The sequence below is a fragment of the Sphingopyxis alaskensis RB2256 genome (assembly GCF_000013985.1).
Taxonomy (GTDB): Bacteria; Pseudomonadota; Alphaproteobacteria; order Sphingomonadales; family Sphingomonadaceae; genus Sphingopyxis; species Sphingopyxis alaskensis.
The window spans coordinates 464,729-480,343 of sequence record NC_008048.1 but is presented as its reverse complement, the minus strand read 5'-3'; the positions used below and the strand labels follow the sequence as shown (position 1 = coordinate 480,343).

The following is a 15,615-nucleotide window of genomic DNA, read 5'->3' as shown; positions in this document are numbered from 1 at the left end:
TGTTTCCGGATCGCCCGCGCCACCGTCGCGCCGAACCGGCTCGCGTTACGCGGCGCGGCGCGGGCGACCCCGCGGTGGCGCGACGCGTGCGCCGATCAGCTCTTCGATATCAACCGCGGCGGAGAACTGGACCCCGGTTCGGTTATCCGCCGACCATCGCGCCTCGGCGTCGACGCGGAGACCCCGGCCGAACTCCAGCGTCAGTCGGGTTCCCGGTGGGACGTTCCACAGCCCCTCGACCAGCGCGCCGCCTGGCGCGATGTTGCGCAGGATCGCTTCATAGCGATAGCCGCCACTGTCGACGTGGATCGTACGAAAAACGGTGAGCCGCGGCGCGCGCGCGCTTCGGTATCCCCTGGCTTCGACCCGCCCGCCGCCGGCGCGCAGCAACCCGACCACTTCGGCCAACTGCATCGGCTGGCCATAGATATAACCCTGGACGTGACTGCACCCGAGGCTGCGGACCAGCGCGAGATCGTCGTGCGTTTCGACCCCCTCGGCGGTTGTTTCCATGTCGAGCGCGCTGGCCAGCCCGACGATCGACGCGATGATCGCAGCGTTCATGCTGCTCTTGTCCGCGGCTCCAAGAACGAAGCTCTGGTCGATCTTGATCTTGTCGAACGGCGCCTTCTTCAGATAGCCGAGCGCCGAATAGCCGGTGCCGAAATCGTCAAGCGCAAGGCGAACGCCGGTGCGTTTCAGCTTCCGGAACATCGCCAGATTTTCGGCGCTTTCATCGAGGAAGACACCTTCGGTAATCTCAAGCTCCAGCTGTTCGGGGCGAATGCCGGCGCCCGACACCGCGCTCAGGATCGTGGCGGGCAGCGCCTCGTTCGCGAACTGGCGCGGCGAGACATTGACCGCGACCCGATAGCCGGATCCCAGCGTCGCGATCGCCGCGCAGGCGGTACGGATGATCCATTCGCCGATCGGGACAATCAGGTTCGATTCTTCGGCGATCGGGATGAACTTTTCGGGACTGATCGTTCCTGCGGTCGCATGGTTCCAGCGGATCAGCGCCTCGAACCCCGAAATCCGTTCGGTCGCGACATCGACGATTGGCTGATAGAGAAGCCGCAACTCGTCCTTCGCCAGCGCGTCGCGCAGCGCATCCTCGATCGCCTTGCGCTCGCTCGCCTGATTGTGCATCGCGTCGGCATAGAAGCGATATACGCCCCGCCCCGCGTCCTTGGCGGCATAGAGCGCAAGGTCGGCGTTGCGCACCAGCGCCGACGCACTCACCCCCTCGCCGTCCGACACCGCGATGCCGATCGACGAACCGATCCGTACCTGTTCGCCCTCGATGGCAAAGGGTTTGGCGAGGCTCAGGATGATCGCGTTGGCGATGCCGGCGATCTTTTCGGGGTGGTTCAGCTGCGGCAGCACGATCTGGAACTCGTCGCCGCCCAGGCGACCGACCTGTCCCTTGTCGCCGACGATCTGCGTCAGCCGCCCTGCGACCTGCTGCAACAGCTGGTCGCCGACCGGGTGGCCGAGCGTGTCGTTCACCGCCTTGAACCGGTCAAGGTCCATCAGCAGCAGCGCACAAGGCTGCGGCTGACCGATATGCGTGCGAAGCGCACGCTCGAGCAGGTCGGTTATGTGACGCCGGTTGGCAAGGCCCGTGAGCGTGTCATAGCGCGCGAGCTGGTTGATCTCGCGCTCTGACCGTTTCTGGTCGGTCAGGTCGGTGCCGCTGCCGCGAAATCCCTGAAAATGGCCAAGAGCATTGCTGATCGGATGACCCGATATCGACCACCAGCGCTCCTCGCCCGGAGCCGCCGCCTGCACCGTCAGCTCCTTGAACGGCGTGCGCGACGACAGGCTGAACCCCAGCGTCCGCTCTTCGCTTTCGTCATTGCCGATGCGTTTGCGAATGATGTCCGTAAAGGGCCGCCCGATCAGCTCGGCGAGCGGGCGCCCGAGCCGCGCCGCAACCGTCGGCGAGATATAGACGAGCTGGCCGTCACGATCTGTCTCCCAGAACCAGCCACGTCCGGCGCGTTCAAAATCGCGCATCAGGTTGAGCGCGCGCTGCTGCTCGCTGATCGCGCGGCGCGCCGCCGCAGTCGCACGCCGCTGGTGGCGGACATCCTCGCGCATCATCACGATGAGCAGCGCAAGAAAGACCGCGCCTGCCAGCGCAAAGGGCCAGGATGCGACCCCGAGTGCCCCGCCGAAAGCCACCGCCCCGGAAAAGCTGAAGAAGAGCGGCCGGACGATCGACACGGCCGAGGCGGCGACGAGCAACGACCCGATCTGGATCGCCGTAAAGGCATCGAAATGGCGGCCGCCGTCGGGCATCGCGATCGCCGCGAACATCGCCGCCGCATTGAACAGGGTGCCAAGCGCGACGAGCGCCGCCGAGAGCATCGCGACCTGCCGTGCGCGGGCGGCGAGGGCGGGGCGGGGCCTGCGCATCGCCTGCCCCATCACCGTCAGCGCAGCGTCGCACATCAGTCCACTGGCCATCGTCAGCCATAGCGAAGGCTGGTCGAAAAAGCCGGCAACGCCCGGCAGGACGGAAAAGACCGCGAACGCCAGCAGCCGCCCGATCAGCACATAATGCCACAGTGTCGCGACGCGCAGCAGTTGCGCGACGAACTCGGGTGAATCGAACGGCGATTCGTGCACCGCAAAATCATCGCGCGACGACCGGATGATGTTACGCCGAACCCCCAATGCCTTGATCTTCCCCGCTCATCCGGTCACGCCGATCCACTGCGCGGAAGCAGGTTTCCAAAAGCTTACCGGCGGCATCTCGTTCGCGCCATTGCTGTGCCAAAACGGAAAGACTTGGGTTTCGCTTCGAAACTTGTTATGCTGCCTTATGCCTGCCGTCCGCCTCTTTCCGCCCGACCGCTTTTTCGACCGTGCGCAATGGTCGGCGATCACGCGCCCGTCGTCCTGGCGCGGAATCTGGCTGGTTGCGCACGCCTGGATCGTCAGCGTCGCGCTCGTCGGCCTTGCCGCCTGGTTGCAGAATCCGCTCGCGTGGCTGGTTGCGGTGATCTTTGTCGGCGGCCGCCAGCTTGGCCTTGCGATCCTGATGCACGAAGGCGCGCACGGGGCGCTGCATCCCAGCCGCAGGCTCAACAATTTCCTCGGCCAGTGGCTGGCGGGCGCCGCGGTCGGATCAGACCTCATCGCCTATCGCACCTATCATCTCCAGCACCATAAATATACGCAGCAGCCCGAAGACCCCGACCTCGCGCTGTCAAAGCCCTTTCCCACCACGCGCGCGAGCCTGTGGCGCAAGGTCGTGCGCGACCTCAGCGGGCAGACTTTCGTCAAGCAGCGTATGGCGCAGTTCGGTTTCGCGCTGGTCGGACTGAAAGCGATGCTGCGCGGCGAGGCGGTGCAAAAGGTCGGCGCGAGCACCAGGGCGGGCACGCCGTTCAACAAGCAGTCGGACGATGGCATGACGTCACCGACGATCGACGTCGCGGGCGCGATGGCGGTGACGCGCGCGGTCGGGCGCTTCCTTCTCGTTCAGGCGGTGCTGCTCGGTGCCTCGCTCGCGCTATATGGCTGGACACCCTACCTGCTCTGGCTGGCCGGATTGGCGACGACTTTCCAGCTTTACCTGCGCATCCGCAACATCGCCGAACATGCCTGCACGACGACCGGCAGCGACGATCCCTTCACCCATGCGCGCACCACCCACGCGGGCTGGCTCGCGCGCGCGACGGTTGCTCCATATTGGGTGAATTATCACGCCGAACATCATCTGTTCATGGGCGTGCCCTGCTATCGCCTGCCACAGGTTCACGCCGCGCTGGGGCGTGCGGGCAAGCATGATTCGATGACCATCGCGCCCAGCTATGCCGCGGTCCTGCGACAGGTCACGGCGGCGGGCTGATCAGCCTTCCTGCACGAACCGCCCCCCCGCGCGGTCCTTCACCGTCCGCTGGGGGTCGAAGATCATCCCGTTCATCGCGACATAGACACCGGGTGGCAGCGTCTGCGCCGCCGCCAGCGCAAAGCCGACGTTGAACTCGGCGTCGCTCGCGCGCACCGACGCGGGCTGCATCGCCCCCGTCAGCACGATCGTCTTGCCTTCGATGCCCGCGAGAACACGGCCGGTGACGACCATCGTGTCAGTGCCGTGCGTGACGAGGATACGCGCCGCATCGCTCGCGGCGACCGCGGCGCGGATCGCCTCGCGGTCGGCATCGGTCAGTTCGAGGCTGTCCTTGCGCATCAGCTGCGTGACGCGGTGCGGCACAAGGACATTATTTTCGCGCAGCATGTCGGGGATCGCCGCGGGGCCGATCTGAAACTCGCTCAGCGCGTCGAAATAGACCTTGTCGATCGTTCCGCCGGTGGTGAAAATGTCGATCATCGCTCGGCTTTCCGTTCCTTCGCTTCGCTCGCAATGACGCCGCCTTTCACGCCAGCGCTTCCGCGATCAGCCGCCGCGTATTCTCCACCCCGAACAGCGCGATAAAGCTGCCCATACGCGGACCCGCACTCGATCCCAGCAGCGTCTCGTACAGCGCCCTGAACCAGTCGCGCAGATTGTCGAAGCCGTGCGCCTCGTCCTTGCCGATTTCATAGACGATATTCTGGATGTCGTCGGCCGAGGCGTCGGCGGGCAGCGCGGCGAGCCGCGCATCGAGCTCGCGCAGCGCCGCGACCTCGCCGCCCGCGGGCTTGCGGCGCTGCAAGGTCGGCGCGACGAAATCGCGGTTATACGCCATCGCATTGTCGATCAACCGGTCGAGCTCGGGATAGGTCGCCGCATCGGCTCCCGCGACATATTGACCGAGGTAGCGCCAGATCTGCTCCTTCGACGCATCGGCGCCCATCACCCCGACGAGGTTGAGCAGCAGGCCATATGTCACCGGCAACACCGTCTCCGGCACATCCTGACCGCGCGCGACATGGACATGATGCACGGGGTTGCCCAGCCTCTTGTCGGGCTCCTGCGCCGGATAGGTGCCGCGCATCTGCAGATATTCGTCGACCGCTTTCGGCACCACGCCGATATGCAGCTGCTTCGCCGCCTTGGGCTCGCGATAGGCGTAAAAGGCCAGGCTTTCCTCGCTGCCATAGGTCAGCCATTCCTCCATCGACAGGCCATTGCCCTTCGACTTCGAAATCTTCTCGCCCTTTTCGTCGAGGAACATCTCATAGATCAGCCCCTCGGGCTTGCGCCCGCCGAGCGCCCTGGCGATCTTGCCCGACTGGACGCCGCTGTCGGTCAGATCCTTGCCGTACATTTCATAATCGACGCCCAGCGCGACCCAGCGCATCGCCCAGTCGACCTTCCACTGGAGCTTGGCGCCGCCGCGCAGGATCGAATGGGTGATCGTCTCCCCTTCATCCTCGAACGACACGAGGCCCGCCTCGGCATCGACGACGGTGACCGGCACCTGCAACACGATGCCCGACTTCGGGCTCACCGGCAGCACCGGCGAATAGGTCGCGGCGCGCTCGGCGCGCAGCGTCGGCAGCATGATGTCGAGTATGTCCTGATTGTGGCGCAGGACATTCTTCAGCGCCTCGTCGAACGCGCCCGATGTGTAGCGTTCGGTCGAGCTGACGAACTCGTAATCGAAACCGAAGCGGTCGAGGAACTCGCGCAGCATCGCATTATTGTGATGCGCAAAGCTCTCATATTTGCCGAACGGGTCGGGGATCGCGGTCAGCGGCCGCCCCAGATGCTCGCGCAGCATGGCGCCGTTCGGCACATTGTCGGGCACCTTCCTCAGGCCGTCCATATCGTCGCTGAACGCGACGAGCCGCGTCGGCGCGCCGCCGGTCAGCGTCTCATAGGCGCGCCGCACCATCGTCGTGCGCAGCACTTCGTTGAAGGTGCCGATATGCGGCAAGCCCGACGGGCCATAGCCGGTCTCGAACAGCACAGGCGCGCCGCCCGGCTTGCCTTCGGGATAGCGTTTGACCAGCTTGCGCGCTTCCTCGAACGGCCAGGCCCTGGACGTTTGCGCAGCCTCGCGCAGCGACGGATGAAGATGCAGGTCGGTCATGCCGCGCCCATAGCGGCAAGCGCGACCGAATCGAAAGGCAAAATTGCCTCGTCGCGCGCGATCATCGTTACCGGATTATTTACCATGCCGGGCTTAGCATCGCCGCATGACGACTCCTCGCTTGCCCCTGCCGCGCCGCCACGAGCGCACCCGCGTCGCCATCGACGTCACCGTCAATGGCGTGCTGAACTTTGTCGAAGGCCGCATCACCGACCTGTCGGAGGGCGGCGCGCGAATCGACGGCGCCTCGATGCCCGCGCGCTCGCGCTGCGAAATCCATTATGGCGGGCAGGTCGTCTATGCCGTCGTAATGTGGTCGGAGGTCGACCGCATGGGCGTGCGCTTTCCCTATGAGCTGACCCACGGCCCGCTCTACAACGCGCTCGATCGCGCACGCGTCGCGGCGTTGATCGACCCCGCGCAGATTTTCCACGGCCGACGCACCGTCACCTTCGGCCGCCGCGGGTTGAACTGAGGCGCGAGAATCGCGAGCATCAGATCGGCGCGCTACCAATCCCGTTCGTGTCGAGCGAAGTCGAGACACCCCTCGGAACGGCACAGGATCGAGGGGCATCTCGACGTCGCTCGATGCGAGCGGCAGGATAGGTCGGATTTGGCACGCGGCGCTATTCCGCCTCGGTGCTGAGCCCCAGTTCGGGAATCCCGATCGACCGCCGCCCGCCGAAGTCGGCGCGCACAACAATCGCCCCCTGTTTTTCCATATAGTCGATCAGGCGCCGGATGCGCCCTGGCGAACGGCTGCCATAGGCGCGGCCAAGCGCCTCGTCGTCGGGGCACGGCGCGCCCTCCATCGCGGCGCGCGCGATCTGCAGGAAGGGCGCGACCATATCGTCGGGCAGGCGGTCAGCGACGGCGAGCGCGCCCCGCCACCGCGGCTCGGAGGGGTCGAACACGCCGCCCTTCGCCAACGCGAAGCGGCGGCGAAAGGCGGCAAGGTCGAGCGGCACCTTCCGAAGCTTCGCCATCCGGCAGCGCACCGAAAAATCCTGAAACAGCATCGCCTCGCTCTGGAAGCCGCTGTCGGGATCGTCCAGCATCGCCTGCAAAGTCGCGATCACCACCGCGTCGGCCTCCTCGGCCTCCGCCGCCGCTTCGACGATGTCGAGCACGGGCGGCGCAGCGGCATCGGCGTGCAGCGGTTCGCTCGCCGCGATCCGTTCGAGCAGCTCGCCCGCCGCGACGGGTTCGGGTTCGGGTTCGACCGCGACAGCACGCGGCGCGGCGGGCGCCTCCTCCTCGGCAAAGAGCATCGAGCGCATGTCGGCGCCGTCCGCGACCGGCAGCGGCATCAGACTGTGCGTCCCCATCCGCGTCGCCGTGCGCGTCGCGCCGATGCGGATCGCCAGCGGGCGGCGCGAGATCGCGGGGCCCAGCCCCAGGAAATGCCCGCGCTCCAGATCGCGGATCGCCTCGGCCTGCCGCCGCTCCATGCCGAGCAGGTCGGCGGCGCGCGCCATGTCGATGTCGAGGAAGGTGCGCCCCATCAGGAAATTGCTCGCCTCGGCGGCGACATTCTTGGCGAGCTTCGCCAGCCGCTGTGTCGCGATCGCGCCCGCCAGCCCCCGTTTCCGCCCCCGGCACATCAGGTTGGTCATCGCGGACAGGCTCGCGCGGCGCACGGTGTCGGACACATCGCCCGACGCCGACGGCGCGAACATCTGCGCCTCGTCGACCACCACCAGCGCGGGAAACCAATGTTCGCGCGGCGCGTCGAACAGCGCGTTGAGAAACGCCGCGGCGCAGGTCATCTGCGCCTCGATGTCGAGCGATTCGAGGCTGAGCACGATCGACGCACGATGTTCGCGGATGCGCGCGCCCATCGCCGCAATCTCGCGCTCGTCATAATCGCCGCCGTTGATGACGACATGGCTGAAGGCGTCGGCGAGCGTCACGAAATCGCCCTCGGGATCGATCACGATCTGCTGCACCAGCGCCGCGCTTTCCTCGAGGATGCGGCGCAACAGGTGCGACTTGCCCGACCCCGAATTGCCCTGGACGAGCAGGCGCGTCGCGAGCAATTCCTGCACGTCGATACGCACATCCTGCCCCGCCGCGTCGGTTCCGATCTCGATGCTGGTCTTCACGGCCGCCGCCCTATCGGGCGCCCCGGCGGATGACAACCGGGTGACGCGGCGGGCGGCCGGATTTTTACGGCCCGCCTTGCCATTCGTCCCGAACCGCCCAAAAAGACGCCCATGGATTTCGACGACCAGCTTCGCCGCTATTTCGGCACCGCCGACCTTGACGCGATCCACCCGGAGGCGCGCGCCGCGGGCACCGAACGGATGCGCGTCGATTTCGCCCTGGAGACGAACCCCGGCCGCCGCTTCGCGCTCTGGGCGCTGATGTACATGCTCGGCGACGCGCCCGACCTCGACGTCGCGTTCAAGGACGCAAGCGAACGCGACGCCGCGCGCGATTTCATGGATATGGTCGACCGCGCGGGCGGGGATTAACCCCGCCCGTCACTTCACCGGGCGGCAATCCTTCAGCCACACGAGCGACAGGCCGTAATCGAGCCGGTCGAACGTCCCCGTCAGCTCGGCATGTTTGCCGGGCTTCAGTTGCAGCGCATAAGGCCCCTGCCCCTTCGCCAGTACGCAATTCACATTCATCCCCGCCGACGAACGGCCCGGAACGATGTCGGTCAGCACGTTAGACACCAGCTTCCATTCGACGCGATAGCTGTCGCCGACCGGACCGACATAGGCGACGGGGCCGTAAAGCGTGAAGGATTTGTTCTTGTAACGCAGCGGCACCGCGGCGCTGTTCTTGTCCGCCTCGCCGGTGATGTCCTGCGAAAAGCGCAGCACGCTCATGCGGATCGGCGCGCCGGGCGCAGTGGTCGCCTTCATGCCCTTCGCCGCGAGCGCCTCGCCCGCCTTGCCGCCCTTGAGCTGCGCCAGGATGCCGCACATCTCCGCCTTCGCCGCGGCTTCGGGGACGCCCATCGCCGCGCGCAGCCTTGCTTCCATCCGCACATTGCCCGCGCCGTCGGCGGCGATCTCGATCGGGAAGGAGCGCGACTTGCCCGTCTGCGGCTGTTCGATCAGCATCGTGCCGCTCTCCTGCTCGGCGGCCAATATGTCATAACCTTTCGCCGCGACGATGCCGTTCAATTGGCCGACCGCGCTCGCGGCGCTCATCCCCGGTACATTGGTCGTCGCGATGAAGCGCAGCCCCGTCACCGGATTGCCCTTCTTCTCGAAACTCTGTTCGCAGGTCGCGGCATTGGCCGCGGCGGGAAGGCCCGCCACAAGGGCGATGGTCAGGACAAGACGCTTCACAAATCCTCCTTCGTCACGAATCCGGCACCGCAAGACTGGTCTCCAGTTCCCGGCATGTCGCCGGAAATTGTCGCAAAACCATATCGTTGCAACAGCTTTTTGGTAACGAACGAAGAAAAGACGAGTGCTCGCGCTATTTATACATGTCGGCGCGCAAATTGATGCCGTGCTCGATCCATGCCTTCAGCGCACAGAGCATCTGCGCCCAGCCCTGGCAATTGCCATAGGAAGCGCTGAGCGCCGCCTGATTTTCGCGCCAGCCCTCTTCGGAAATCTCGACCAGCGTGCGTCCGTCGTCGAGCGCCTTGAAGCTCATCGTCACGCGCGTGCGGTAATCGGCGTCGGCCAGCTCGCCGCCCTCGACATTCGGCGCCTCGCCCTCGCTCGCCTGCCATTCGAGGACGATGCGTTCGTCCTTCACCACTTCGATCACATAAACCGGAAAGGCGCCGGGATAGTCGTGGAAATCCCATGTCACCGTCGCGCCGGTTTCCAGCCGTCCCTTCGCGCCCCCGGTGGTGAAATAAGCCGACAGCTTTGCGGGGTCGGCGACCGCCTCGAACACCTCGTCGATCGGCTTGGCGATCCGCGCCGCGACCCTGAATTTCAGTTCCATGCCTCATTCTCCGCTTGAGTCGCCGGTCATTATGTTATATTTTTATAACATGTCAATTCACGACGAATATGATGCGGTTTTCAAGGCGCTGGCCTCGCCCGTGCGGCGACAGATGTTGGATGATCTCCGCGATCAGCCGCTGACCACGGGCGCGCTCTGCACCCATTTCGCCGACATCGACCGCTGCACGGTAATGCAGCATCTCAAAGTGCTGGAGGAAGCCGGACTGGTGATTGCCGAGCGCCGCGGCCGCGAACGCTGGAACCATCTCAACGCGATGCCGATCCAGGACATCCACGACCGCTGGATCGGCCCCCATGCCGCCGCGGCCTCGGCCCGGCTCGCGCGGTTCAAACAGGCGGTGGAGGCGGACAAGGCGTAGGCGGGGACGGCCCCAAGATCCTCCCCATCGACTTGCGATGGGGAGGTGGCAGCCCGCAGGGCTGACGGAGGGGTCGAGCGCGCAGCGCTCGCTCACGCTCGCGGCCCCTCCACCACGCCCTTCGGGCGCGGTCCCCCTCCCCATCGCAAGTCGATGGGGAGGATTATCAACGACAGCTCACCACCCTCGAAAACTGTATCCCCTGTCCCGCCCACCAACGAAAAAAGGGCCGGGACGTCCCCTCCCCGGCCCCTTCATTCCTTATCCGCGGCGCCTCACCACCCCTGCGGCTTGCCCTTGTTCTGCTCGTCGAGCCATTTTTTCAGCGGTGCGAAATAATCGGCCATCGCCTTGCCCGACATCTCGCGCTTGCCGGTGAAGGCTTCGAGCGCATCGGGCCACGGCTTCGACGCCCCCATCTCCAGCATCGCGTTGAGCTTCGCGCCGACCTCCCTGTTGCCATAGAAGGAACAGCGGTGAAGCGGCCCCTTCCACCCCGCCTGCCTGCACGCCGCCTCGTAAAACTGGAACTGCAGGATGCGCGCGAGGAAATAGCGCGTATAGGGGGTGTTGCCAGGAATGTGATATTTCGCCCCCGCATCGAATGCATCGGCGGGGCGGGCCGCCGGGGGAACGATGCCCTGATATCGGGTGCGCATCTCGGTCCACGCCTTGTTGTAATCGGCGGGCTGGATCGTCCCGTCGAACACGCCCCAGCGCCAGCGGTCGATGAGCAGGCCGAACGGCAGGAAGGCGACCTTGTCCATCGCCTGCCGCAGCAGGAGGCCGATGTCCTTGTCGGCGCTCGGCACCTTCGCCTTGTCGAGCAGGCCGATGTCGACCAGATATTGCGGCGTGATCGACAGCGCGACAAAATCGCCGATCGCTTCGTGAAAGCCATCGTTGGCGCCGTTCAGATACAGGAACGGCTGCTGGTTATAGGCGCGCTGGTAATAATTGTGGCCCAGCTCGTGGTGGATGGTGACGAAATCGTCGGCATTCACCTTGATGCACATCTTGATGCGAATATCGTCCTTGTTGTCGATGTTCCACGCCGAGGCGTGGCAGACGACTTCGCGGTCGGCGGGCTTGGTGAACATGCTCCGCTTCCAGAATGTATCGGGCAGCGGCGCCATGCCCAGCGACGAATAGAAATTCTCGCCGATCTTGACCATGTCGAGCGGCGTCTTGCCCTGCGCCGCGAGCAGCTCGCCGATATCATAGCCCAGATCGCCCGTTCCCGGCGGCGCGACGAGCGGATAGATATTGCCCCATTCCTGCGCCCACATATTGCCGAGCAGGTCGGCGCGGATCGGTCCCGTCTTGGGCTGCACCGCGTCGCCATATTTCTCGTTGAGCTTCCAGCGGACATAGGTGTGGAGCGCGACATAGAGCGGCTTCATGTCCTGCCAGATTTTTTCGGTCAGCCTGGCAAACTCTTCGGGCGGCATGTCATAGCCCGACCGCCACATCGCACCGGTGTCGGCAAAGCCCAGTTCCTTCGCGCCCGCGTTGGCGATGGCGACCATGCGGGCATAATCCTGCTTCATCGGCGCGCCGACATTGTCGTGCCAGCTCGTCCACATTTCGGCGAGTTCGACAGGGGTGCGTTCCAGATTGCCCATCTCCGCCTCGATATCCGAACCGGCGATTTCCTTGCCGTTCAGCGTGCCGCGGCCCTTGCCATATTGCGACTGCAGGTCGGTCGCGATCCGGTTGAGTTCGGTCGCGGCGCCCGGCGTCGTCGGCGCGGGCAGCACGAGGCCCGTGCGCAGGATGTTGAGCTTGCGCTTCGTTTCGGCGCTCAGCCCCGGAACATCGCTATATTTCGCGGCTTCCAGTGCATATTTCACCGCCTTTTCGGTGCCGACCGCGTTGATCCGCGCCGCCATCGCGTCGGTGTCCTCGGTGATATAGGTGGCATTGACCCAGTTCACTTGGGCGGCCTCGACGGTATAGTCGAACAGGTCTTTCTCCGCCGCGGCGATAAAGGCTTCGGCCTCGGCGGCGGTGGGGGCGGCGGCGGGAGTCGCGGCGGGCGCCGCCTGCGCAAAGGCGGGGCTCGCCACCGCGAGCGACAGGGCAAGCGACAGCGTCGAGATCATGGCTTTCATGGGGTTCCTCTGACTGTTATGGATGTTCCCGCCACGAGCTTCACCGAACGAAAAAGCCATGCGCGCCCGCGAAGGCGGGAACTCATCACCGGTCGGCGCAAGGTCGAACCGGCGGGAATGGATCCCCGCCTTCGCGGGGACACCCAAACTTTTTACGGCCAGTCGAAAAGATCGAGATCTGGAACGCGATGGCGCCAGCTTGACGCGCCATGCGGGCGGGGTCAAGCCGTCAGGAAGGCCGCGATCGCCTCACCCAGCGCCGGCTCGGTCACGCTCGACATGTGCGTCCCCGGAATCGTCGCGAGCCGCGCATCGGCCAGCACCGCGACCAGCTCCTCGGCCGATCCATTGTCCTGATCCTGCTCGCCGCAGACGACAAGCACCGGCATCGTCAGCGCCGCCAGCGCCTCGGGCGGCGTGTCGGTAAAGCTTTCCAGCAAATGCCCCGCGGCGATGCGATCGACCTTCATCGTCTTCATGAACTGGATCGACAGCCAGGTGTCGTCGCCGCGCTTCGCCGTTTCATATTCGGCGATTGCGCGCCGGAAAAACGCCCCGCGCCGCTGCCAGCCGGCGAGCCCCGCCAGCCCCATGCCGCCCAGAATCAGGCGCCGCGGCTTCATCCCCGCGACGACCGCACGCACGCTGGTCCGCGCGCCGAGCGAGAAGCCGCCGAGGTCGAAATCGACGAGGCCCAGATGCGCCACCAGATCCTCCACGTCGCGGACCAGCACGTCGGGCGGATAATGCTGCGCGTCGTGCGGCGCGTCGCTCGACCCATGGACGCGCAGGTCGGGCATGATGACGCGATAGCCCTCGGCCGCGATGCGCGCCGCGGTGCCGAACTTGATCCAATTGACCTCGCCGCTCGAAAACAGGCCATGGAGCAGCACGACCGGCCGGCCTTCCCCCGTTTCACGCCACGCCAGCCGCACGCCGTCGCGCGCCTCGAAAAATTGGGGGTCGATCGTCATGGCCCCGCCTTACCCGCTCCGCGCGGGCTCACGCAACCGGGCAACGGGTGCGGGATCGAACCCTGTTGATTGAGCATCTCGACCTCGCTCGACACCGACGGGAAACCCGCGTCGTTTCAATCAGACCCATGCGGACCTATATTCCATCGTCATCCAGGGCCTGATCCGGGCGTGTATCCATGACTTCGGAGCCGCTATCGTTCCGGGATCAAGTCCGAAATGACGCGGCGACAGGCGGCAAGAACAGTCTGTTGCCTTTCTGCCACCCCTTCCCGACAATCCGCTCCCGCGCGCCGGGCCGCACTTGAACGGTCACATTCGCCCGCCTATCCGGGCCGGCTATGCTGCACCAGCCGACCTCCGCCGCCGCGCATCGTGCGCAGGGATTTCGCGACGAGTTTCGCGCGACGCTGGCGCTTGCCTGGCCGCTGGTGCTCACCAACCTGACGATGTCGCTGATCGGCGCGACCGACGTGCTGATGGTCGGGCGGCTGGGGCCGACCGAGCTCGCGGCCTCGTCGCTCGGCTTCAACCTTGCGATGCTGCTCGGCATCTTCGGCATGGGGCTGGTGATGGGGGCATCGCCGCTGATGGCGAGCGAGATCGGGCGCCGCGCCAATTCGGTGCGCGACATCCGGCGCACCTTTCGTCAGACGCTGTGGCTCGTCGCCATCGTCGCGGTGCCGATGCTCGCCATCCTCTGGAACACCGGCGCGATCCTGGACCTGCTCGGACAGGACCGGGCGCTGGCGGCGCTCGCGCAGGATTATGTGCGCGCCTATATGTGGTCGATCCCGCTGTTCCTTGCGACGCTGGCGTTCCGCAACTTCCTTGCGGCGCTCGAACGGCCGATGTGGTCGCTGGTCGTCGGGGTCGTCGGGGTGCTCGGCAATATCCTGTTCAACTATGCGCTGATCTTCGGCAAGTTCGGGATGCCCGCGCTCGGCATCGTCGGCGCGGGTGTCGGCAGCGTGCTGACCAATATGGTGATGCTGCTGCTGATGGTCGGCGTCGTATATCGCGACCGGCAGTTCCGCCGCTATCACCTGCTCGGTCGCTGGTGGCGCAGCGACTGGCCGCGCTTTGCCCAGATGACGCGCATCGGCACCCCCATCGCCGTCAGCCATGCGTTCGAGGCCGGGGTCTTTTCGGCGGCGGTCATGCTGATGGGCTGGATCTCGACCGCCGCGGTCGCGGCGCACGCGGTCGCGCTGCAACTTGCCTCGCTGACCTTCATGGTGCCGATGGGGCTCGCGCAGGCGGCGACGGTGCGCGTCGGCATCGGCCATGGCCGCGCCGATGCCCATCATATCCGCCGTGCGGGCTGGACGAGTTTCGCCATGGGCACGGGTTTCATGGCGGCGATGGCGATCATCATGCTGGCAATCCCCGGAACGCTCGCCGGCCTGTTCATCGACCGCACCAACCCCGCCAATGCCGAAGTCGCCGAACTGGCGGTCAGCTTCCTGGTCATCGCGGCGCTTTTTCAGGTCGCCGATGGCGCGCAGGTGGTGGCGCAGGGGATGCTGCGCGGCCTGCACGACACCTTTGTCCCGATGCTGTTCGCGCTTTTCGGTTACTGGGTGATCGGCATCGGTGTCGGCGCCTGGCTGGCGTTCGAGCGCGGCTGGGGCGGGGTGGGCATATGGACCGGCCTTGCCACCGGCCTCTCCATTGTGGCGGTGTTGATGCTCACCCGCTGGATGCAGCGCGAACGGCTGGGGCTGGTGCGTCAGACGGCACCCTTGCGCGAGAGTGTTGCAGCCCCCATCTGATTTGCATCGCCGCGCGCCGAAAATTTTCGCACAGTTGACTTGACGCTGTGACACCCCCCGCCCATATGCCCGCCTGTTAGCACTCTCCTGTGGCGAGTGCTAAGCGACATCCATTGCACATCTGGAGGGATATCCATGCAATTTCGTCCGCTGCACGACCGCGTGCTCGTCCGCCGTATCGAAGCCGAGGAAAAGACGGCTGGCGGCATCATCATCCCCGACACCGCCAAGGAAAAGCCGCAGGAAGGCGAAGTCGTCTCGGTCGGCACCGGCGCCCGCGCCGACGATGGCAAGGTGACGCCGCTCGACGTCAAGGCCGGCGACCGCATCCTGTTCGGCAAATGGTCGGGCACCGAAGTCAAGGTCGACGGCGAAGAGCTGCTGATCATGAAGGAATCGGACATCCTCGGCGTCATCGCCTGAGGACGGCCCGTCGTCGCCGCCCCGCCGGGA

The 15,615-nt window shown here is 65.7% G+C and carries 14 protein-coding genes; 6 read left to right on the top strand and 8 right to left on the bottom strand.

What is annotated here, in order from left to right; all coding sequences use genetic code 11:
• Positions 1-45 precede the first annotated feature (45 nt).
• Positions 46-2,634 carry an EAL domain-containing protein gene (locus tag SALA_RS02340; protein ID WP_237700910.1) on the bottom strand — a complete coding sequence of 863 codons (2,589 nt, stop codon included), beginning with the start codon at positions 2,632-2,634 and terminating at the stop codon, positions 46-48.
• A gap of 196 nt (positions 2,635-2,830) precedes the next feature.
• Here SALA_RS02340 and SALA_RS02335 point away from each other — a divergent pair, with 196 nt between their 5' ends.
• Positions 2,831-3,862: a fatty acid desaturase family protein gene (locus SALA_RS02335; protein ID WP_011540777.1), complete on the top strand. Its 1,032-nt coding sequence runs from the start codon at positions 2,831-2,833 to the stop codon at positions 3,860-3,862.
• Here SALA_RS02335 and SALA_RS02330 read toward each other — a convergent pair whose 3' ends face one another.
• Entirely contained in the window at positions 3,863-4,345 is a 483-nt protein-coding gene (locus SALA_RS02330; RefSeq protein ID WP_011540776.1) for an asparaginase domain-containing protein, read from the bottom strand. It abuts the gene before it with no gap.
• Between the two features lie 46 nt (positions 4,346-4,391).
• Positions 4,392-5,993 carry a lysine--tRNA ligase gene (locus tag SALA_RS02325; RefSeq protein WP_011540775.1) on the bottom strand — a complete coding sequence of 534 codons (1,602 nt, stop codon included), beginning with the start codon at positions 5,991-5,993 and terminating at the stop codon, positions 4,392-4,394.
• Positions 5,994-6,099: 106 nt separating this feature from the next.
• On the opposite strand from SALA_RS02325, the gene SALA_RS02320 reads away from it, so the two are divergent.
• Positions 6,100-6,468 carry a PilZ domain-containing protein gene (locus tag SALA_RS02320; protein WP_011540774.1) on the top strand — a complete coding sequence of 123 codons (369 nt, stop codon included), beginning with the start codon at positions 6,100-6,102 and terminating at the stop codon, positions 6,466-6,468.
• Between the two features lie 151 nt (positions 6,469-6,619).
• Here the strand turns inward: SALA_RS02320 and SALA_RS02315 are convergent, their stop codons facing one another.
• Positions 6,620-8,098 (bottom strand): ATP-binding protein, encoded by a 1,479-nt coding sequence (locus SALA_RS02315; RefSeq protein ID WP_011540773.1) that lies wholly within the window; start codon positions 8,096-8,098, stop codon positions 6,620-6,622.
• Between the two features lie 111 nt (positions 8,099-8,209).
• On the opposite strand from SALA_RS02315, the gene SALA_RS02310 reads away from it, so the two are divergent.
• On the top strand, positions 8,210-8,470 hold the full coding sequence (locus tag SALA_RS02310) for a hypothetical protein (protein WP_011540772.1): 261 nt from the start codon (positions 8,210-8,212) through the stop codon (positions 8,468-8,470).
• Between the two features lie 9 nt (positions 8,471-8,479).
• On the opposite strand, the gene SALA_RS02305 is transcribed toward SALA_RS02310, so the two are convergent.
• Together SALA_RS02305 and SALA_RS02300 are read right to left on the bottom strand one after the other, a co-directional pair.
• Complete coding sequence (locus tag SALA_RS02305; protein ID WP_011540771.1) at positions 8,480-9,301, bottom strand: hypothetical protein; 822 nt, start codon at positions 9,299-9,301, stop codon at positions 8,480-8,482.
• A gap of 133 nt (positions 9,302-9,434) precedes the next feature.
• Positions 9,435-9,917, bottom strand: a complete 483-nt coding sequence (locus tag SALA_RS02300; RefSeq protein ID WP_011540770.1) for an SRPBCC family protein — start codon at positions 9,915-9,917, stop codon at positions 9,435-9,437.
• Between the two features lie 49 nt (positions 9,918-9,966).
• On the opposite strand from SALA_RS02300, the gene SALA_RS02295 reads away from it, so the two are divergent.
• Entirely contained in the window at positions 9,967-10,299 is a 333-nt protein-coding gene (locus SALA_RS02295; protein ID WP_041383576.1) for an ArsR/SmtB family transcription factor, read from the top strand.
• 275 nt (positions 10,300-10,574) lie between these two features.
• Here SALA_RS02295 and SALA_RS02290 read toward each other — a convergent pair whose 3' ends face one another.
• Positions 10,575-12,413 carry a M2 family metallopeptidase gene (locus tag SALA_RS02290; protein WP_011540768.1) on the bottom strand — a complete coding sequence of 613 codons (1,839 nt, stop codon included), beginning with the start codon at positions 12,411-12,413 and terminating at the stop codon, positions 10,575-10,577.
• Positions 12,414-12,634: 221 nt separating this feature from the next.
• The gene (locus SALA_RS02285; protein ID WP_011540767.1) at positions 12,635-13,387 is read right to left on the bottom strand and encodes an alpha/beta fold hydrolase; all 753 of its coding nucleotides are present in this window, start codon (positions 13,385-13,387) and stop codon (positions 12,635-12,637) included.
• Positions 13,388-13,728: 341 nt separating this feature from the next.
• Between SALA_RS02285 and SALA_RS02280 the strand changes: the two genes are divergently transcribed.
• Complete coding sequence (locus SALA_RS02280; RefSeq protein WP_011540766.1) at positions 13,729-15,162, top strand: MATE family efflux transporter; 1,434 nt, start codon at positions 13,729-13,731, stop codon at positions 15,160-15,162.
• Between the two features lie 135 nt (positions 15,163-15,297).
• On the top strand, positions 15,298-15,585 hold the full coding sequence (gene groES, locus SALA_RS02275; RefSeq protein WP_011540765.1) for a co-chaperone GroES: 288 nt from the start codon (positions 15,298-15,300) through the stop codon (positions 15,583-15,585).
• The last annotated feature ends 30 nt before the right edge of the window (positions 15,586-15,615 follow it).